This window comes from Streptomyces sp. NPDC057702 (assembly GCF_042799315.1).
Taxonomy (GTDB): domain Bacteria; phylum Actinomycetota; class Actinomycetes; order Streptomycetales; family Streptomycetaceae; genus Streptomyces.
Map to the genome: position 1 here is coordinate 1 of NZ_JBHVJC010000019.1, position 19998 is coordinate 19998.

Below are 19998 nucleotides of genomic sequence, written 5' to 3' on the forward strand. Positions count from 1 at the left end.
CCTCACAGTTATAAGCGTTGTGGTTATAGCGGTGGTGGGTAGTTATTTGTTTAAACAGCCGGTGCCCGCCCCGGCCGCCCCCGCGGCCCCGGGGGGGGTCCGGGGAGCGCCGCGTGGTGGCTGGGCCGCGCGGGGCGGTCAGTCCTCCGTGGTGGCCGACACGGCGGGGGCGGGCTGCTGCTCCGCCGCCGCGGTCTTCTTCGCGGTCGCCTTCTTGGCCGGGGCCTTCTTGGCGGTCGCCTTCTTGGCCGGAGCCTTCTTGGCGGCCGCCTTGCTGGCCGGGGCCTTCTTGGCGGCCGTCTTGCGGGCCGGCTTCGCGTCCGCCTCCGACGCCTGCTCGGCCTCCGGTCCCTGGGCGTCCTCGGCCGCGGGGGCCTCGGTGGCCGGTGCCTTGGCCGCCGCCTTCTTGGTGGCGGTCTTCTTGGCGGTGGCCTTCTTCGCCGGCGCCTTCTTGGCCGCCTTCTTGGCCGGGGCCTTCCTGGCGGCCTTCTTCGCCACCGGAGCGGCCTCGGCCACCGCGTCGGCGGGCTCGGCCTGGACCGGCGCGTCGGGAGCCGCCTGCGGCTCCGGCACCTCGGCCACGGCCGGCTCGGGCTGGGCCGGGGCCTCGGCGGGAGCCGGGGCCTCGGCGGGAGCCGCCGTGTCCGTCGTACCGGACGGGCCGACGACCACCACGGCCGCTTCCGCGTCGGACGGCGAACCGGCCGGCGCGGTGACCTTGCGGGTCGCCCGGCGGCGGGCCCGGGGCGGCGCGACGGGCTCGGCCGTCACGGGCGCCGGCTCCACCGCGGCCTCGGGAGTCACCGGGGCCTCGGGCTCGGCCGGGGCCTGCGCGGCGGCGGCCGGAGCCTCCACCGGCGCCTCGACGACAATCTCCGTCACGGCCGGCGCCTCGGGGGCGGCCGGCTCGGCCTCGACGACCTCGACCGGGCGCGGCGAACCCGCCGGAGCGGACGCCTTGCGGCTCGCGCGGCGGCGGCCCCGTCGCGAGGCGGCCGAACCACGGCCCACCTCGGCGGCGGCCTGCGCCTCCGCAGCGCTGCCGAACCACTCCTCCTCGACCGGCTCGGGCACCGTCGGCTGGGCCGTCGCGGCCGGAGCGATCTCGGCCGGGGCCGACTCGACCGCCGGGCGCTCGGCCGGGGCGTGCTGGTGCTCGTGGTGGTCGGCGCCGCCGCCCTTCTTCTTCTTGCCGCGCTTGCCGCCGCCACCGCCACCGACGGAGGTCGGCTGATCCATGTGGACGAGCACGCCGCGCCCGTTGCAGTGCACGCAGGACTCGGAGAAGGACTCCAACAGCCCCTGTCCGACGCGCTTGCGGGTCATCTGCACCAGACCCAGCGAGGTCACCTCGGCGACCTGGTGCTTCGTCCGGTCCCGGCCCAGGCACTCCAGGAGCCGGCGCAGCACCAGGTCCCGGTTGGACTCCAGCACCATGTCGATGAAGTCGATCACGATGATGCCGCCGAGGTCGCGCAGCCGGAGCTGGCGCACGATCTCCTCGGCCGCCTCCAGGTTGTTCCTGGTGACCGTCTCCTCCAGGTTGCCGCCCTGGCCGGTGAACTTGCCGGTGTTGACGTCGACCACGACCATCGCCTCGGTCCGGTCGATCACCAGCGAGCCGCCGCTGGGCAGCCAGACCTTGCGGTCGAGGGCCTTCATGAGCTGCTCGTCGATGCGGTACGTGGCGAACACGTCCACGTCCGAGGTCCACTTCTGGAGCCGGTCGGCGAGGTCGGGGGCGACGTGCGAGACGTATCCGTGGATGGTCTCCCACGCGCCGTCACCACTGACGATGACCTTGGAGAAGTCCTCGTTGAAGATGTCACGCACGACGCGGACGGTCATGTCCGGCTCGCCGTACAGCAGGGTGGGCGCGTGCGAGCTGCCGCCGCCCTTCGCCTTCTGCTGGATCTCCTCCCACTGCGCCTGGAGGCGGGCGACGTCACGCGTCAGCTCGTCCTCGCTGGCGCCCTCGGCGGCGGTGCGCACGATGACGCCCGCGTCCTCGGGGACGATCTTCTTGAGGATCTGCTTCAGCCGCGCCCGCTCGGTGTCCGGGAGCTTGCGGCTGATGCCGGTCATCGAGCCCTCGGGCACGTACACCAGGTAGCGGCCGGGCAGCGAGACCTGACTGGTCAGGCGGGCGCCCTTGTGGCCGATCGGGTCCTTGGTGACCTGGACCAGGACGGACTGCCCGGACTTGAGCGCGGTCTCGATACGCCGCGGGCCGTGGCCCATGCCCAGCGCCTCGAAGTTGACCTCACCGGCGTACAGGACGGCGTTGCGGCCCTTGCCGATGTCGACGAACGCGGCCTCCATCGACGGCAGCACGTTCTGCACCTTGCCCAGGTACACGTTGCCGACGTAGCTGGTGGCCTGCTCCTTGTTCACGAAGTGCTCGACGAGGACGTTGTCCTCCAGCACGCCGATCTGGGTGCGCTCGCCGCTCTGGCGGACGACCATCACGCGCTCGACGGCCTCGCGGCGCGCCAGGAACTCGGCCTCGGTGATGATCGGCACCCGGCGTCGGCCCTGCTCGCGGCCCTCGCGGCGGCGCTGCTTCTTGGCCTCCAGACGCGTCGAGCCCTTGATGGACTGCACCTCGTCGGAGGGCTCGCTGTCCTTGGCGCGGCGTTCACGCGGCTCGCGGATCTTGACGACCGTGCGCTCCGGGTCGTCCCCACCGGTGGAGTCCGCGCCGTCACCGCTGCGCCGACGCCGACGCCGGCGACGCCGGCTGCTGCTGGAGCCGCCACCGGACCCGTCGTGCTCGCCGTCGTCCGCGTGCTCGCTCTCGTCGGCCTGCTCGGCCTCCTCCGCGTGCTCGGCGTCGGCGGACCGGTCGTCGTGGTCGGCGTGGTCGGCCTGCTCACCGTCGGTGTGCTCGTCGCCGCCCTCGGCGTCCAGCGCCTCGCCCCGACGGCGGCGTCGGCCGCCGCGACGGCGCCGCCGCGAGGGACGGTCGCCGCCCTCGTCGTCGGCGTCCGTGTCGTGCTCCGGCTCGGCGGCGCTCTCGGCGGCCGCGTCCTCGGGCTCCTCGGGCGCGGCGCTCTCGTCGGCTCCGTGCGAGCGGCTCGGCGCCGGGGCCTCGGTCGCGGTCTGCTCGGCGACGGCACGGCGCCGGCGGCGACGCCGGCTGCTGGTGGTGGCCCGCTCGGTGGCGGACTCCTCCGCCTCGTCCTCGTACGCGTCGTCCTGGCGCACCGCGGCGGCAGCGGCGGCGGCAGCGGTCTCGGGCGTCTGGAACATCGGCTCGGCGAACACCGGTGCCTGGAAGACGGCGGTCGGCGGGCGCACGGCGCGTCGCCGGCCGCGTACCGGCTCCTGTGTGGCGCCGATGTTGCTGGCCTCGGTGGCGGGTCGCGGCTCGGCCGACGCCCGGGGCGCGGCACCCGTCTTGGCGGCGCCGGTGGCGGGCGCGACCATCTCGCTGGCCACCCGCTGGCGGGTACGTCGCGTCACGGGCGCGGGCTCCGCCTCGGGCTGGGGGGCCTCGGCGGCTTCGGCGGCCTCGTGTGCCTCGGCCGCGGCGGCGGTCCTGCGCACCGCGCGACGCCGGGTCCGCGCCTTCGGCGCGCCCTCGGTCTCGGCCGGCTCGGCGGCGGGGGCCGGGGCGGCCTGGTCGGCGGCGCCGTCCTGGGCCGGAGCGCGGTCCGTCGTGGTGGGGGCCTGCTCGGCGGCGGCCTCCTGCGGGGCGCCGGCGGGGGCGGTGGCCTTGCGGGTGGCCCGGCGGCGGGTACGCGCCCGGGGAGCGGACTCCTCCGCGGCGGCCTCGTCCGCACCGGCCTCGACGGCGCTCTCGGCGGCCGGCTGGGGCGCTTCGGCGGTGGCCCGCGCGTCCTCCGGCTCCTCCTCGTCCACGGCGGTCTGCTCCGCCGTGGCGGCGGGCGCCTGCTCGGCGCTCTCCCGCGGGGCGCCGGAGGGCGCGGTGGCCTTGCGGGTGGCCCGGCGACGGGTACGCGCCCGGGGAGCGGACTCCTCGGCCGCGGCCTCGTCCGCACCGGCCTCGACGGCGCTCTCGGCGGCGGCCGGCTGGGGCGCGGCGGCGGGCGCGGCGGTCTCGGTGTCGGCCGCTTCGGTGGCGGGCGGGGCACCGGCGGGGGCGGCGGCCTTGCGGGTGGCCCGGCGACGGGTACGCGCCCGGGGAGCGCCCTCGGCGTCGGCGGTGTCGGTCGGCTCGGCGGTGACCGGGGCCGCCGTGGGCGGCTCCTCGGCGGCTGCGGCGGCGGGCGCGGCGGCCTGCGACGGCGTGCCGCTGGCGGCTGCCGACGGGGCGTCGTCGCTGGTCAGACCGGCCGGCGGGCCGGCGGGCCGGGAGGCGGCGCGGCGTCGGCGACGCGGCGGCAGGGTGCCGCTGGGGCTGTCGCCCAGCGACTCCTCGGCGCCGGAGCGGGCCGGGTCGGCGGCTTCGTGAGTCGCGGCGGATTCGTGGGGCTCAATTGGTTCGAGCATGCGGGCGGTTCTCCCGTCACGCTCCCGGGCGCCGCGCCTGGTTCCGGCCGCGGCACCGCGTGATGTGCGCGGTACCGCCATCCGGGGCGCGGGCGCCGCACGGGAGCTGTTGTCTCGCTCGCCGGGTCCCGTGCTTGGGCACCGGCGAAAGTCTTCTGGTCAGTGCGCCTGCCGCAGTCGGGCGGTTGCCTGTGCAGCGGCGGCGCGTCGACGACCATCCCTAAGCGGGACCTTCCGGCGCTCCCCCGCGAGCGGGCGTTGCCCCCGGCGCGGCGGTGATTCCGGCGGCCGTGGATGAGGCGGCCTGGACTGCCTCGCGGTCGGGTGCGAGCGGATCGGTCACCGTGTTGGACTCCTCATCGAGCAGCCCCTGCGCCAGCCTGGTCACCGCAGCGGGGACCGGCGGCGCCAGGTCGGCCGTGGCGCGGAGACCGGACAGGACGTCGTCGGGTCGCACGGCAGGTGTCACATGCCGAACAACCAGGCGCAGTATCGCACAGCCATCGGCGCCCGGCCTATCGGCCTGACCTGGGAGCGCTTCCAGTCCGACGACCGCGCCCCGGGCGTCGAAGCTGCGCAACCCGTTCTTCGTACGGCGTTGCACCTCTACGGTCTCGGCCGCGAGGAAGGCCGCGACGGCGCTCTCGGCGGCGGCGGTCTCCACCCCGTCCAGGCGCAGTTCCCACACCGACGCCTGAAGCCGGTCGGCCAGCCCCGACGTGCTGGCCTCCACGGCGTCGGTGACGTCGAGGCCGTCCGGCAGCGAGGTGTTGAGCAGCACCCGGACCTGCTCCGGGTCGCGCCGCTCGGCGAGCTGGATCTCCAGGTACTCCGCCTCGCTGCCGGTGCCCGTGGGCGCCGCGTTGGCGTAGGACACCTTGGGATGCGGGGTGAAGCCCGCCGAGTACGCCATGGGCACCTCGGCGCGGCGCAGGGCCCGCTCGAAGGCGCGCTGGAAATCACGGTGGCTGGTGAACCGGAGGCGGCCACGCTTGGTGTAACGCAGTCGGATGCGCTGCACCGCGGGTGCGGGCGGTGGGCCTTCGGGCTGTCGCTTGCCCAGGGTGACGTCTCCTTGCGTAGGGCCGGCCAGGGCGTCAGCCCGCGTTCCGTCGGGGCCACACCGGCTGTCGCCCGCCCAGTGTCGTCCGGTCCGGCGCGCCCCGCCTGTCTGCGGTGGTCAGCGCGCGGACCTCCTCCCCAGGGTACGCGCCGACCGCGTGAGCGGTGCCCGCCGGGGCCGGCTCCTCTTCTTTCCCGGCACCGCGTGACGGTGCGCTGACGCCGCGTACGGAGCGTGTTCGGCGACGGTGTCCCGGGCGACGGTCACCCGGGGTCAGCGTCCGCCGCCGACGGTGGTCGTCCCGGTCAGCGCTCGCTCCCGGGCGCGGGGACGCTCATCACGTCGCACACGAACAACAGCGTGTCCGTCCCCTTGATCCCCGTCGACGGCAGGCCCTTGTCCCCGTACGCCTTCTCCGGGGGCACCGAGATCTCCACGCGGCTGCCGACCCGCTTGCCGACCAGCGCCTCGTCCCAGCCCTTGATCACCGCGCCCACGCCGAGAGTGAACTCGTATGCCTGGCCGCGTCGGTGGGAGGAGTCGACCACGGTGTTCCCGCCCCAGACCTGCATGACGTAGTGGATCGCGGCGCGGCTGCCCTTGTCCGCCGCGCGGCCCTCGCCCTCGATCAGCATCTCGACCACGAGCCCGCGCGGCGGGGCGCCGCTGGTGTCGGCCATCGTCGGTGCCTGGCCGAACCCGGTGCCCGAGACGATCGCGGGCAGCCGCCCCTCGCCACCCACGCTCGGGTCGCGCGTGCCGGGTTCGGTGCTCGGCGCGGTGCTCGCGCCGCCGGCCGACGCCTGGTCACCACCGGTCGCCTCGCCCGGAGTCGGGGTCTTCGTCACCCGCTCCCCCGAGGCGCCCCCGTCTCGCCCCTCGGTCGCCGTACCGCCCCTGGCCGCGCCGCCCCGGCCGTCGCCGAACCCCTGCCACAGGGCGTACCCCCCGCCCCCGACGAGCGCGGCGCCGCCGCCCACGACGGCCGCCAGGACCGCGCGCCGGGAGGCCGGGCGCGTGGCGGGCGGGGCCGACCCGGGCCCCGGCGGGAGCCACGGGGCGGGCGGGGCCGGTGCGGGCAGCGACGGGGGCGGCCCGAAGCCGGGTACGCCGCCGGCGGGGGCGGTGGGCGGCCTGTACGGCGAGGGGCCGGGCGGCGGTGCGGGCGCGGATCCGGGCGGCGCCGTGGACGGGGCCAGGGGCGCCGGTGGGGGTTTCGGGTCGGGCGCGGGCGGGGTGGCGAGCCCCGACGGTAGCCAGCGGCGCTCGCGTACCAGGTCGGGGATCTCGAACTCCGCGCGCAGCCGCGCCACCGTGGGCCGCTGGGACGGCTCCTTGGCCAGGCAGCGCGCCAGCGTCGGGCGCAGCGCGGCGGGCACCCCGGTCAGGTCGGGGTCCTGCTCCACGGTGCGGTAGACCAGCGCGAACAGGTCCCCCTCACCGTACGGGCCCCGCCCGGTGGCCGCGTAGACGAGGGTGGCGCCCAGGGCGTAGACGTCGGTGTGCGCCCCGACGGTCTCACCGCGCAACTGCTCGGGCGCCATGTAGCCGGGGCTGCCCGCGATCTGGCCGGTCTGGGTGATCTGGGTGTGCTCCATGGAGCGGGCTATGCCGAAGTCGATGACGCGCGGGCCGTCGCCGGCGAGCAGCACATTGGACGGCTTGAGGTCGCGATGGGTGAGGCCGACGGCGTGGATGGCCTCCAGGGCGCGGGCGATGCCGGCCAGCAGGGCGCGGAGGGCGTCCTCCGGCAGGGGGCCCCGGTCGGCCACGGCCGTGGTGATCGACACACCGGCGATGTACTCCGTGGCCAGCCAGGGGCGGGGCGCGTGCGGGTCGGCGTCCAGGACGGCGGCGGTGAAGCGGGCGTCGACCCGGCGGGCGGCGTCCACCTCGCGGGCGAAGCGGCGTCGGAACTCCGCGTCGTCGGCCCACTCGGCGCGCGCCACCTTGACGGCGGCGTCGCGCCCGGTGGCGGTGCGGCCCAGGAAGACCTCTCCCATGCCGCCGCTCCCCAGTCGCCCGCGCAGCGCGTAGGCGCCTATCGACGGCGGATCGCCCGCCTCCAGCGGCCTCATGTACCGGCCCTCCCCGTAGCCCGGTGGGCGAGCCTACCCACGCCGCGCGGGGCGACACCACGGCCCCGCGGCCGGACCCGCGACCGGCGGGCGCGACGGACGGGGCGCGGCGGACGGGCGACGGGGAGGGTCGTCGGCCCGGCTGCCGGAGCCCGGGCCGGCGACGCGCGCGGCGTGGCCGGGCCGGGGGCGCGGGCCCGGACGGGGCTGTGCCGGCCCGGGGAGGTGCGGGCCCTCCCCGGGCCCGGCGGGGCGCGGTTACGCCCCGGGGGCGCCGACGACGGTCAGCGGCAGCAGCTTCTTGCCCGTGGGGCCGATCTGGATGCTGGTGTCCATCTGCGGGCACACGCCGCAGTCGAAGCACGGCGTCCAGCGGCAGTCCTCGACCTCGGTCTCGTCGAGCGCGTCCTGCCAGTCCTCCCAGAGCCAGTCCTTGTCCAGACCGGAGTCCAGGTGGTCCCAGGGCAGCACCTCCTCGTAGGTGCGCTCACGCGTGGTGTACCAGTCCACGTCCACGCCGAAGGCGGGCAGCGTCTTCTCGGCGCAGCGCATCCAGCGCTCGTACGAGAAGTGCTCGCGCCAGCCGTCGAACCGGCCGCCGTCCTCGAACACCGCGCGGATGACCGCGCCCACGCGCCGGTCGCCGCGCGAGAGCAGGCCCTCGACGATGCCGGGCTTGCCGTCGTGGTAGCGGAAGCCGATGGAGCGGCCGTACTTCTTGTCGCCGCGGATCTTGTCGCGCAGCTTCTCCAGGCGCGCGTCGGTCTCCTCCACGGAGAGCTGCGGCGCCCACTGGAACGGCGTGTGCGGCTTGGGCACGAAGCCGCCGATGGAGACGGTGCAGCGGATGTCGTTGGACTTCGAGACCTCGCGGCCCTTGGCGATCACGTTGATCGCCATGTCGCCGATCTGCAGCACGTCCTCATCGGTCTCGGTGGGCAGCCCGCACATGAAGTACAGCTTCACCTGCCGCCAGCCGTTGCCGTACGCCGTGGCGACGGTTCGGATCAGGTCCTCTTCCGAGACCATCTTGTTGATGACCTTGCGGATGCGCTCCGAGCCGCCCTCGGGCGCGAAGGTCAGGCCCGAGCGGCGGCCGTTGCGGGTCAGCTCGTTGGCCAGGTCGATGTTGAACGCGTCCACCCGGGTCGAGGGCAGCGACAGGCCGATCTTGTCCTCTTCGTACCGGTCGGCCAGCCCCTTGGCGATGTCGCCGATCTCGGTGTGGTCGGCCGAGGACAGCGACAGCAGGCCGACCTCCTCGAAGCCGGTGGCCTTCAGGCCCTTCTCCACCATCTCGCCGATGCCGGTGATGCTGCGCTCGCGCACCGGGCGGGTGATCATGCCCGCCTGGCAGAACCGGCAGCCCCGGGTGCAGCCACGGAAGATCTCGACCGACATCCGCTCGTGCACCGTCTCGGCGAGCGGGACCAGCGGCTGCTTGGGGTAGGGCCACTCGTCCAGGTCCATGACGGTGTGCTTGGACACCCGCCACGGCACGCCGGACCGGTTGGGTACGACGCGGCCGATGCGGCCGTCGGGCAGGTACTCGACGTCGTAGAAGCCGGGCACGTAGACGCCGCCGGTCCGGGCCAGGCGCAGCAGCAGCTCCTCCCGGCCGCCGGGGCGGCCCTCGGCCTTCCAGCCGCGCACGATCTCGGTGATCTCCAGGACGGCCTGCTCGCCGTCGCCGATGACCGCGCAGTCGATGAACTCGGCGATCGGCTCGGGGTTGAACGCCGCGTGCCCGCCGGCGACGACGACCGGGTGGTCCTCGGTGCGTCGCGCGGCCTCCAGCGGGATGCCCGCGAGGTCGAGCGCGGTGAGCATGTTGGTGTAGCCCAGCTCGGTGGAGAAGCTCAGGCCGAAGACGTCGAACGCGCCCACCGGCCGGTGGCTGTCCACGGTGAACTGCGGCACCTGGTGCTCGCGCATCAGCTCTTCGAGGTCGGGCCAGACGCTGTAGGTGCGCTCGGCGAGCACGCCCTCGCGTTCGTTGAGCACCTCGTAGAGGATCATGACGCCCTGGTTGGGGAGGCCGACCTCGTACGCGTCGGGATACATGAGCGCCCAGCGGACGTCACACTCGTCCCACTTCTTGACGGTGGAGTTCAGCTCTCCACCCACGTACTGGATCGGCTTCTGCACATGCGGGAGCAGAGCTTCGAGCTGCGGGAAGACCGATTCGGCAGACATACCCGGAAACCTTTGTGAGCTGACGGGGAGCACGCCCCTTTGCCGACGGCGAGGGACGGGTGACCCTCAAGCCTAACCCGCCCGACAGCACCTCCCCGCCCACCGCCCGCACCGGGCCCGCCCGCCGCGCCCGTCTCCCCCGCCGGCCGGCCGGTCACAGCAGTTCGCGCACCGGCCCCTCGGCGAGGCGGGCCCACAGCTCGGGCAGCTCGCGTTCGCGGGCCGCCGCCACCGCCTCCTCGCGCCCGTACAGCAGCCCGAGGGTGAAGGTGCTCTCGCCCGCCGCGTGCGCCCGTAGCGCGATGCCCCGCAGCGCCGCGCGCGCCATGACGCTGTCCTGGTGGTCGCCCAGGAGCCGCTGCACCTCCTGGAGGCGGTCGGCCAGCTCGCGCGCGGCCACCCCGAGGCCCAGTTCGGCGGCCTCGGCGGCGTAGCGGGCGCGCTTGGCCGCCTTGCGCGCGGCGTGCAGCGCGGTGTCGCGCTCGGGGCCCGGGGACAGCGCGAGGGCCTCCTCCACGCGCCGGGCCAGCCGGTCCACCTCGCGCAGTACGGCCGCGCGCACCACCTTGCGCGGCGGCCTGGTCGCGGCCGGGCGCAGCAGCGGTGTGTCGGCGCCCACCCGGGGCGGGTCGGCGCGCAGCCCGTCGAGGGTGGTGAGCAGGGCCAGGTGGCGCGGCCCGTCGAGGACCTCGGTCAGCCGTCGGCGCGCGTCGGCGTGCTGGGCGTGCGACCAGATCCGCAGCCGGGCGCGCACCGGGCCCAGCCGCTGTTCGGCGGGGATCGCGTCCAGAGCGGCCAGCAGGCGTTCGGCCAGCACCTCGCGGTCCCGGTCCACGCCCAACTCGGCGGCCAGCCACCTGAGTTCGGCGCCCACCGGGTCGGTGGCCGACCGGGCCACCACCGTGCGGTAGGAGCGCAGGACGCTGCGCAGGCGGCGCGTGGCCACCCGCATCTGGTGCACGGCGTCGGGCGCCTCGCGGCGGACGGCCGGGTCCAGCGCGACGATGGCCGCGACCTGGCGTCGCACCGCGTCCAGCACCACGTCCCCGGCCCGTGGGTCGGCGGCCGGATCGCCCCCACCCAGCAGCGCGTCGGCGCCCTGCCGGCGGCGGGCCTTCTTCGGCTTCTTCCCGCTGCCGTCGGGGACGGCGCGGCGCTCCTCCCGGTGTGCCTGGGTGGCCGGTGCGAGAGGCTCCGGTGCGGGCTCGGCGGCCGTCGGCGGCGGGGCGGCCGTCTGTTCCAGGGCGCGGGCCAGCTTGGAGGTGGCGCGGGCGGGCCGCAGGCCGAGGGTGGCCAGGTGCGCTTCGACCGCGTCGAGCAGGGTGGTGTCGTGGCCGGTGGCGAGTTCCACCTCGACCTCGCTCCAGTGGACGGGGTCCCCGTCCCGGCCCGCGCGGCGGGCGCTGACCTCGTCGGCGCTGATCTCCGCGAGCGGCTCGCCGGCCGCGTCCAGGAGGTGCCACACCGCGCGTCGGGTGTGCAGGACGACCAGCGGGGCCAGGGGTGCGTCGAGGGTGCGTGAGCGGGTGAGGCCGGCGAGTTCGGGTGGGATCGCGTCGCCGAGCGGGGCCCGGATCTCGTCCCTGACCACGTTCCCGCCGCTGGCGCGCGGGGCGCCCTTGGGGCGTACCGGGAGCTTGAGGTGCCAGCCCTCGTCGGGGCCGCCGGTGCGGCGGCGCAGGGTCACGCCGTCCGCCGCCAGGCGTCGGTCGGCGGTGTCGTAGTAGGTGGCGTCGAGCACGCGGACGCCTCGGTCCGCGACGGAGGCGACGCCGGGCAACTCGGCCAGGGCGGACAGCCCGGCGAGGTCGAGCGGCGCGGCGCCGGACGCCGTCTCGTACTTGCGTTCGATTTCTCGTACGGTACGTGCCATGGCCGCAATGTACGCCCGGGGCCCGACGGGCGGCGAGCAGCCGACGCGCGGGGGTACGTCGCGCGTACGTCGCCGCCCGACGGCCCGCCCTCGCGCCCCCCGTGGCCCACGCCGTCGGGCCGGGGGCGCGGGACGCGCGGGGCAGGTCAGCGCGTGGGCAGGTGGCGGGCGAAGAAGGTGCGCACGAGGTGGCGTACCAACGGCACCGAGCGCGCCGGGTCGATGGGGCCGACCAGCGCCTCGCGCGCTTCGGTGGTCACCAGGCCGGCCGCCCACAACCGTGGGACCAGGGCCGCGTAGTCGGTGAGGGTGCCGTGCGTGGCGCCCTCGATCCGCCGCCAGGTGGCCCGGCCGCCGGAGCGGGCCAGCACCGCCGACCACGAGCGGGCGAACTCCGCGTCCCAGAACCCCCGCGTGCCCACCGACAACAGCGGCCGGTCGGACCCGTCGCGGGCCACGGGAAAGAGCGGACCGGGACGGCCGGGCGCCGGCCCCGGGTGGCTCAGATACCCCTCCAGGTTGACCGCCGCGTCGATACGACGGTCGTCGTACAGCGCCTGCGCCGCCGTGGTGCCGCCCGCCGAGTGCCCGTAGACGCCCACCCGTCTCAGGTCCAGGGCGTCGGCCAGCCCCGGTGGCAGGACGCCGTGCCGGCCGCTGCGCGGGCGCCCGGACGCCAGCTCGGCCAACTGGTCGAGGACCAGGCGCACGTCGGCGATCCGGGTGGCGATCACGGTGGCGAACAGCTCCGGGTCGGTACGCGGATCGCCACGGAGGACCGTCTCGCGGAGCGTGCCGTCCGGGAGTTCGACCTCGCTGGCGTCGCCCGGGTGGTCGATGGTGACCACGACCGACCCGTGGCTGGCGAGTTCCTCCGCCAGGCAGGTGCCCAGGGTGCGCGGGTCGCCGCCGCCCGGGCTGTAGAGCAGCACCGGCCGCCGGCCGGGTCGGGCGGACGCGTTCTGGTGGGCGTGGGTCGTGGTGGCGGCCCAGTCCACACCGGTCGGCGGGAGCCCCGGGTGCAGGCGGGGCGCCCAGGTCGCGAAGGAGGCCGCGGCGCGCGGTGTCATGTGCGGGGCCCGCGCCCTCCCGCGCACGTCGACGGCCGGGTACCAGAGAGTGGCCATCACCTCGCGGGCGAAGCCCGCGCCCAGCCACGGGTCGGCGCGCCGCCCGTCGACCAGGTGCAGCACGCTGACGCCGATCCGGTACGGGCCGGTCGGCGCCGGCAGCCGCAACCGGAACCCGTCCCGCGCCGCGCCACCCTCCCGCGCCCGGCCCCCGGCGCCGCCCACGCGCGTCGCACCCGACGCCGGCTGGGCCCGCGCGGCGCCCGCGCCGGCCAGTGCCAGCCCCGCGCCGAGTGCGACGGAGGCGGCCACCGCGCGCCGGCCCGGCCCGCTACCGCTGGCCGCGCAGCCCGGCTCCGCCCGCACCCCGCCGGCCGGTCGCGCGCCACCGGCCCGCCGCCTCGCCCTCGCCCGCCCCGTACCGTCGTACGCCGCCTCGTTCGCCATGGTGAGCCCGTGCCTTCCGTCGCTGGTCGCCCCGCGCCCCGGCGCGGGCCCCCGCCGGGGGCGCGGGGGCATGACGGGATACTGGCGACCGGCGGGCGGCGCGGGCGATCGTTGTGGCGCTGGCCGAAACGCTGGCGCCGCACCACCGGGGGAAGTAGTGATCCGCGTTCACCTCACCGCCGCCGATCTGGCGCGCGTCCGCTTCGCCCCGCGCCCGGCCCCGCTCCAGGAGCTGAACGCGGCGCTGCTGACGATGGTCCACCCCGGTGGCGCGCTGCGGTACGGGCCCTGGCGAGCGCGGCTGCTGCACCGGCTGCCGGAGGCGACGCTGCCGCTGCGCGACCTGGTTCCCGGCGCGCACGCGCCCGGCTTCCTCGACGTGTTCGCCGACGACCTGCGCGCGGCCCTCGACACCCCGCGCGCCACACCCGTGGCCCGGGTGCGCGCCGAGCTCGCCCGCGTGTACGCCGACCAGCCGGCGCCACCCCCGGCGTGGGTGCGCGACCTGCACCGGGGGGACACCGACGCCTGGCGGGTGCTGCGCCGCGCGCAGCAGGCGGCCTTCGAGACGGTGCTGGGGCCCGTGTGGCCGCTGGTGGCCGACCTGCACCGGGCGGAGTTCGGCCGGCACGCGCTGCTCGCGGCCGAGGCGGGCCTCGACGCGGCGCTGTGCGCCGCCGTGCCCGGATCGACGCTGCGCGCGGGCGTCTGGGAGTTCGCCGCGCCCCGGGAGGCGGACGTACGGCCGGGCGGCCGGGGCCTGACGCTGTTGCCGACCTTCCACTGGCCGGGCGCCCCGCTCGTCGCCGACCTGCCGGACCAGCCGGTGTACGTGACGTATCCGGCCGGGCCGGGGGTCCCACCGTCTCCCGCCGGGGCAAACGGGACGCTGCCCGGGGTGCTCGGCCGCACCCGCTACGAGGCGCTGCTCGTGCTCGCCGACGAGCACACCACCAGCCAACTGGCCCGCCGGCTGCGGGTCAGCAACGCCACCGCCTCCGCGCACGCGGCGGCGTTGCGCGGCGCGGGCCTGGTCACCACGGTCCGCGCCGGCCGCGCCGTGCTGCACCAGCGCACCCCGCTGGCCACCCTCCTGGTGGGCCCGCCCGCCTCGACGGCCCCCCGGGCGCCCCGACGGCCGCCAGCCGGGCCGAACCCGCCCCCGGGTCCGCCCCCGGGCCCCCGGTGAGGGGCCCGGGGCCGCCCCGCCCGCACGCCACCTCCCGCGCCCGCCGTGTCACCCCCCGACCCCGACCCGCCGCGCTGCCCGCACCACGCGCCGGCGCCCCGGAGCGCGTCCGTGGTGGACGGGGCTGCCGGGGCGCCGGGGCGGGCGGGCCTAGGCTGATATGGGCCGCTGCACCTTGATCGACTGGAGCAGGCCGATCGCTATCCAGGCGGCGAACATCGAGGTGCCGCCGTAGGAGACGAAGGGCAGCGGCAGGCCGGTGACCGGCATGATGCCGAGCGTCATGCCGATGTTCTCGAAGGACTGGAAGGCGAACCAGGCGATGATGCCGGCCGCCACGATCGTCCCGTACAGCTCGGGCGCGTCGCGGGCGATGCGGCAGGCGCGCCACAACACGACGCCCACCAGCAGGATGATGAGCCCGCCGCCGAGGAAACCGAGTTCCTCGCCGGCCACCGTGAAGACGAAGTCGGTCTGCTGCTCGGGCACGAACTGCCCGGTGGTCTGGCTGCCCTTGAACAGGCCCGAACCGGTCAGCTGGCCCGAGCCGATGGCGATCCGGGCCTGGTTGGTGTTGTAGCCGACGCCGGCCGGGTCGAGCGCGGGGTTGGCGAACGCGGCGAAGCGGTCGATCTGGTACTGGTCCAGGATGTTGAGCTGCCAGATCAGCACGATGCCCAGCACGCCGGTGCCGATGATGCCGGCGATCCACCGGTTGGAGGCGCCGGAGGCCAGCAGTACCGCCAGCACGATGACGGCCATCACCATCACCGAGCCCAGGTCGGGCATGAGCAGCACGATCGCGACGGGCACGGCCGCGATGGCCAGCGACTGGAGCACGGTGCGGTGGTCGGGGTACTCCCGGTCGCCCGCGTCCACCTTGGCGGCCAGCAGCATCGCCATGCCCAGGATGATGGTGACCTTGGTGAACTCCGAGGGCTGGAGCGAGAAGCCGCCGGGCAGCTGGATCCAGGAGTGCGCGCCGTTGACGGTCGAGCCCAGCGGCGAGAGCACCGCGAGGACCAGGACCACCGAGAGCACGTACAGCACCGGCACCGCGCCGCGCAGGGTGCGGTGCCCCAGCCAGATGGTGGCGATCATCAGCCCCAGGCCGATGCTGGTGTTGAGGGTGTGCCGGAAGAGGAAGGAGTACGGGTCGCCGCCGGTGAGCTCGGTGCGGTTACGGGTGGCGGAGTAGACGAGTATGGCGCCCATCGCGGACAGGGCGAGCGCCGAGAACATCAGCGTCCAGTCCAGCCGGCGCACGATCGAGTCGCGCGCGGTCAGCTTGCCCCAGGTGCCGGGCTCCGGGCTGAACCGGCGTACGGAGAAACCGTCGGAGGCGCTCACTGGCCCCGCCTCCCGGCCGCCGCGAGCGGCGGGGTGAGCGCGCTGGGCGCGGAGAGGGGCCGCTCCCCCGCGTCCAGCGTCGCCACCGGTCGGCGCGGGGGCTCGCCCCCGGCCAACACGGGCGTCGTCTCGACCGGGTCGGCCTTCTTCGGCGGCTTGATCTGCGGGGCCTCGATCGTCCCGTCCTTCTCGATCTTGGGCAGGGTGCGCTGCGGCACGGGCAGCAGCGCCTTCTTCCGGTCGATCTCGCCCTTGGTGTCCACGCCGTACAGCGCGCTGTAGATGTTGCGCACGGCCGGCCCGGAGGCGCCGGAGCCGGTGCCGCCCTGGGAGATCGTCATGACGATCGTGTAGTCCTTGGTGTACGAGGCGAACCACGAGGTCGTCTGCTTGCCGTAGACCTCGGCGGTGCCGGTCTTGGCGTGCATCGGGATCTTGTCCTGCGGCCAGCCGCCGAACCGCCAGGCCGCCGAACCGTTGGTCACCACGCCGGCCAGGGCCTTGTCGACCTTGTCACGGGTGTCGCCGCGCATCGGCAGCCTGCCGTGCGAGGTGGGCTTGATCTCCTTGACCCGCTTGCCGTCGGGGCTGACGACGGCCTTGCCGACGCTGGGGTCGTAGAGCGTGCCGCCGTTGCTGATGGCGCTGTAGATCGTCGCCATCTGTATCGGCGTCACGAGTGTGTCGCCCTGTCCGATGGAGTAGTTGACGCTGTCACCAGCGCGCATGTTCATGCCCTCGGCGCAGTTCTCGCGGGCGATCTGGGTGGCGTAGTCGTTCTTCTTGGACTTGGCCTGCTTGCACCAGACGCTCTTGTTGGCCTCGTAGTAGTCCTTCTTCCACTGCCGGTCCGGGACCCGGCCGGCGACCTCGTTGGGCAGGTCGATGCCGGTCTCCTGGCCGAGGCCGAACTGGTGCGCCGTCCGGTAGAAGTGGTCGCTGGGCTTCTTCTTCGGCTTGTTGCCGCCGTCCTTCTGCCACTGCTTGTACGCCAGGTCGTAGAAGACGGTGTCGCAGGAGACCTCCAGGGCACGGCCGATGTCGATCGGCCCGTACCCCTTGGACTCGAAGTTCTTGAAGACCTGGCCGCCGATGTTGAAGGCGCTGCTGCAGTCGTACTTATTGTCGAAGTCGTAGCCGGCGTTGACCGCGGCGGTCGCGGAGATGACCTTGAAGATCGAGCCGGGCGCGGCCTGGCCCTGGATGGCCCGGTTCAGCAGCGGGTAGTTGGAGTCCTTGCCGGTGAGCCGGTTGTAGTCCTTGCCGGAGATGCCGCCGACCCAGGCGTTGGGGTCGTACGTCGGGTTGGAGGCCATCGAGACGATCCGCCCCGTCTTGGACTCCATGACCACCACGGCGCCCGCGTCCGCCTTGTAGTTGCGGTTGGTGTTGCGGTCGTGCTCCTTGCGGGCCGCCTTCATCGCCTTGTCGAGCTCCTTCTCCGCTATGGCCTGCACGCGGGCGTCGATGCTCGTGACGACGTTGGCGCCGGGCACGGCCCGGTCGCTGTTGGCCTTGCCGATGACGCGGCCGAGGTTGTCCACCTCGTACCGGGTGACGCCGGCCTTGCCGCGCAGCTGGGTGTCGTAGGTGCGCTCCAGGCCCGAGCGGCCGACCTGGTCGGCGCGCAGCAGCGGCGACTCGCTGTCCTCGGCCTTCTTGATCTCCTCGTCGGTGACCGGCGAGAGGTAGCCGAGCACCTGGGCGGTGTTGGCGTCGCCCGGCGCGGCGTAGCGGCGGACGGCGGTGGGCTCGGCGCTGATGCCGGGGAAGTCCTCGGCCCGCTCGCGGATCTGCAGGGCCTGCTGGGTGGTGGCCTCGTCGGTGATCGGGATGGGCTGGTAGGGCGAGCCGTTCCAGCACGGCTGCGGCGTCTTGGCGTCGCACAGCCGCACCTTGTCGGTGACGTCCTTCGGCGCCAGGTCCAGCACCTCGGCCAGCCGGCCGAGCACCGCGGCGCCGTCGTCGGCCATCTTCATCAGCTCGGTGCGGCTGGCGGAGACCACCAGCCGGGTCTGGTTGTCGGCCAGCGGGACGCCACGGGCGTCCAGGATGGAGCCGCGTACGGCGGGCTCGACGACCTGCTGGACGTGGTTGTTGCTGGCCTGGTTGCTGTACTCGTCGCCGTTGCGGATCTGGAGGTACCACAGCCGGCCGCCGAGCGTCAGCAGCAGCGAGAAGACCAGGATCTGAATGGCCACCAGCCGGATCGTGACCCGGGTGGTCCGCCCGGTCTCCGGGATGTTGCTCACCGTGTCCCCCTCTCCGGGCCCGCCGGCCGCCCCGGGCCCCGGTTGTCGTACGAGACCGTCCGCGGGCCCCGCGCGCGCACCTGCCGCCTCACGGTCGCTTGACCCCCTTGATGCGCGCCAGCTTGCCCTTGCCGGGCTTGGCCAGCAGGTCGCTGCGTGGGCTGGCGATCCGGGCGGACCTGCCGAGCCTGATGGTCTTGCCGATCCGCGCCGGCTTGCCCGAGCGGGCCGCCTTGCCCCAGCCACCGGAGCCCGAGCCGCCGCCGGAGCCCGGCGAGAGCCAGCCCAGCGAACGGTCCCGGGTGCCGCCGGAGGAGGTGCCGCCACCGTCGCTGAGCGGGTGGCTCCCGGTCCGCCGCGCCAGCGCCATCACCAGCGGTACGACGAAGGGGGCCAGCAGCAGGTCGTAGAGCGCGGCGGTGAACAGCAGCTTGCCCAGGCCCACGTGCTGGGCCGCGTCGTCACCGACCAGGGTGCCGACGGCCGCGTACAGCAGGGTGGTGCCGATCGCCGCGCCGACGACCACGAGCATCGGGCCGGTGGCCGAACGCAGTTGGCCCTTCTCCGGCTTGGCCAGCCCGGCCAGGTAGCCGATGACACACAGCACCAGCGCGTACCGCCCGGCGGCGTGGTCGGCGGGCGGGGCGAAGTCGACCAGCAGGCCGGCGCCGAAGCCGGTCAGCGCGCCCGCGGTGTGCCCGTAGACCAGGGCGAGCCCGAGGACGACCAGCAGCAGCAGATCGGGCACGGCGCCCGGCAACTGGAGCCGGGCCAACACGGTGACCTGGAGGATCAGGGCGACGACCACCAGGAAGGCGGAGAGGATGATCCGTTTCACTGGGCTGCGCCTCCGGGCGTTGCGTTCCCGCTGGGGGTGACCGTGACGGTGACCGTCGGGGTCGGCTTCTTACGGGGCTTGGGGGGCAGCACCTCGTCACGCGGGTTGACGCGCGGCGGCCTGACCACGATGCCGACGATGTCGAGCTTGGTGAAGCCCACGTACGGGCGGACCTGGACCGTGCGGGTGAGGTCGCCGCGCGAGGGGTCGACGCGGACGACCTCGCCGACCGGGACGCCGGGGACGAACGGCCGGTCGGCGCGGGAGCCGAAGGTGACCATGCGGTCGCCCTTCTTCACCTTGGCCTTGCCGTTGAGGAGTTGCACGCGCAACGACCGGCCGCCCTGGCCGCCCGCGAAGCCGAGTTCGCCGCTCTTCTCCAGTCGGGTGCCGACGGTGAAGTCGGGGTCGTTGGCCAGCAGCACGGTGGCGGTGGACGGACCGACGGTGGTGACGCGGCCGACCAGTCCGTCGCCGTTGATGACGGTCATGTCGCGCGCGATGCCGTCGTTGCTGCCCGCGTCGATGGTGACGGTCCAGGAGAAGCCCTGGGCCGCTCCTATCGCGATGACCTCGGCGCCCTTGATGCCGTACTGGCCGCGGGCCGCGGTTCCCAGCATCTTGTCGAGTTCGGCGGCGCGGGCGCGGTTGCGGTCGTCGCTGCCGAGCTTGTGCTTGAGTGCGGCGTTCTCGCGCTCCAGGTTGCTGATGCGATCGTGTCGCTCGTCCGAGTCCCGCACCGCGGCGATGGCGTTGCCGACCGGGTCGACGGCGGTGGCCACGGTGTCCTCCACCGGACCGAAGACCGTCTGGGCCGCCGTGCGCGGCTTGTCGAGCGGGGAGTCCTCGCCACCGCGGATGTCCACAGTGATCAGTGCGAAGGCGATGGCGACCAGCAGCACCAGTAGCAGCCGGCTCTCTCGGGTGTCCCTCACGTACGGCGGCCGTGCCTTCCTCGTCGGACCGGCCGGTCCAAGGCGGCGGCCGGTCGGGGCGTCCTACCTCGATACGAACGCTGTCCGTGGGGACCGCGTCGTGAGCTTGGTGTGGTCCTCAATACGTACGCGCGGGCGTCCGACGTACGGGGGACGCGGCGCGCGCGGCGCGGCCGGTGATGCTCCGTTGGAGCGACGAACCGGGCTTCCGCGACCATTATGCGGGGGTTTCATCGCGCCGGAACGCGGCTA

General features: G+C 74.8%; 11 protein-coding genes. 1 reads left to right on the forward strand and 10 read right to left on the reverse strand.

Features of this window, described 5'->3' with window-relative positions:
- Nucleotides 1–138 precede the first annotated feature (138 nt).
- The 6 genes from ACFVFR_RS16370 to ACFVFR_RS16395 all read right to left on the reverse strand — a co-directional run bounded on the left by ACFVFR_RS16370 (nucleotide 139) and on the right by ACFVFR_RS16395 (nucleotide 13182).
- Nucleotides 139–4455, reverse strand: a complete 4317-nt coding sequence (locus tag ACFVFR_RS16370; RefSeq protein WP_383701972.1) for a ribonuclease E/G — start codon at nucleotides 4453–4455, stop codon at nucleotides 139–141.
- A 220-nt stretch (nucleotides 4456–4675) separates the two neighbouring features.
- On the reverse strand, nucleotides 4676–5476 hold the full coding sequence (locus ACFVFR_RS16375) for a TIGR03936 family radical SAM-associated protein (protein WP_383701974.1): 801 nt from the start codon (nucleotides 5474–5476) through the stop codon (nucleotides 4676–4678).
- Between the two features lie 347 nt (nucleotides 5477–5823).
- Nucleotides 5824–7596, reverse strand: coding sequence for a protein kinase (locus tag ACFVFR_RS16380; RefSeq protein WP_383701976.1), 1773 nt, complete (start codon nucleotides 7594–7596; stop codon nucleotides 5824–5826).
- Nucleotides 7597–7854: 258 nt separating this feature from the next.
- A complete protein-coding gene (locus ACFVFR_RS16385; protein ID WP_383701978.1) occupies nucleotides 7855–9792 on the reverse strand; it encodes a TIGR03960 family B12-binding radical SAM protein in 1938 nt (645 codons plus the stop codon).
- 154 nt (nucleotides 9793–9946) lie between these two features.
- The gene (locus ACFVFR_RS16390) at nucleotides 9947–11665 is read right to left on the reverse strand and encodes a CHAD domain-containing protein (RefSeq protein WP_383701980.1); all 1719 of its coding nucleotides are present in this window, start codon (nucleotides 11663–11665) and stop codon (nucleotides 9947–9949) included.
- A gap of 146 nt (nucleotides 11666–11811) precedes the next feature.
- Nucleotides 11812–13182: an alpha/beta hydrolase family protein gene (locus ACFVFR_RS16395; RefSeq protein WP_383701982.1), complete on the reverse strand. Its 1371-nt coding sequence runs from the start codon at nucleotides 13180–13182 to the stop codon at nucleotides 11812–11814.
- A gap of 157 nt (nucleotides 13183–13339) precedes the next feature.
- On the opposite strand from ACFVFR_RS16395, the gene ACFVFR_RS16400 reads away from it, so the two are divergent.
- The gene (locus tag ACFVFR_RS16400; protein ID WP_383701984.1) at nucleotides 13340–14371 is read left to right on the forward strand and encodes an ArsR family transcriptional regulator; all 1032 of its coding nucleotides are present in this window, start codon (nucleotides 13340–13342) and stop codon (nucleotides 14369–14371) included.
- Nucleotides 14372–14521: 150 nt separating this feature from the next.
- Here the strand turns inward: ACFVFR_RS16400 and rodA are convergent, their stop codons facing one another.
- The 4 genes from rodA to mreC all read right to left on the reverse strand — a co-directional run bounded on the left by rodA (nucleotide 14522) and on the right by mreC (nucleotide 19746).
- A complete protein-coding gene (gene rodA, locus ACFVFR_RS16405) occupies nucleotides 14522–15721 on the reverse strand; it encodes a rod shape-determining protein RodA (RefSeq protein ID WP_383701986.1) in 1200 nt (399 codons plus the stop codon).
- On the reverse strand, nucleotides 15718–17973 hold the full coding sequence (mrdA, locus tag ACFVFR_RS16410) for a penicillin-binding protein 2 (RefSeq protein WP_383701988.1): 2256 nt from the start codon (nucleotides 17971–17973) through the stop codon (nucleotides 15718–15720). Before mrdA ends, rodA begins: the two co-directional genes overlap by 4 nt.
- A gap of 88 nt (nucleotides 17974–18061) precedes the next feature.
- Nucleotides 18062–18811, reverse strand: a complete 750-nt coding sequence (gene mreD / locus ACFVFR_RS16415) for a rod shape-determining protein MreD (RefSeq protein WP_383701990.1) — start codon at nucleotides 18809–18811, stop codon at nucleotides 18062–18064.
- Nucleotides 18808–19746: a rod shape-determining protein MreC gene (mreC, locus tag ACFVFR_RS16420; RefSeq protein ID WP_383701992.1), complete on the reverse strand. Its 939-nt coding sequence runs from the start codon at nucleotides 19744–19746 to the stop codon at nucleotides 18808–18810. Before mreC ends, mreD begins: the two co-directional genes overlap by 4 nt.
- Between the last annotated feature and the right edge of the window lie 252 nt (nucleotides 19747–19998).

Coding starts and splice junctions, on each gene's coding strand:
- ACFVFR_RS16395 (WP_383701982.1), bottom strand. CDS start 13,182: ATGGCGAACGAGGCGGCGTACGACGGTACGGGGCGGGCGAGGGCGAGG.
- ACFVFR_RS16385 (WP_383701978.1), bottom strand. CDS start 9,792: ATGTCTGCCGAATCGGTCTTCCCGCAGCTCGAAGCTCTGCTCCCGCAT.
- ACFVFR_RS16380 (WP_383701976.1), bottom strand. CDS start 7,596: ATGAGGCCGCTGGAGGCGGGCGATCCGCCGTCGATAGGCGCCTACGCG.
- ACFVFR_RS16390 (WP_383701980.1), bottom strand. CDS start 11,665: ATGGCACGTACCGTACGAGAAATCGAACGCAAGTACGAGACGGCGTCC.
- ACFVFR_RS16370 (WP_383701972.1), bottom strand. CDS start 4,455: ATGCTCGAACCAATTGAGCCCCACGAATCCGCCGCGACTCACGAAGCC.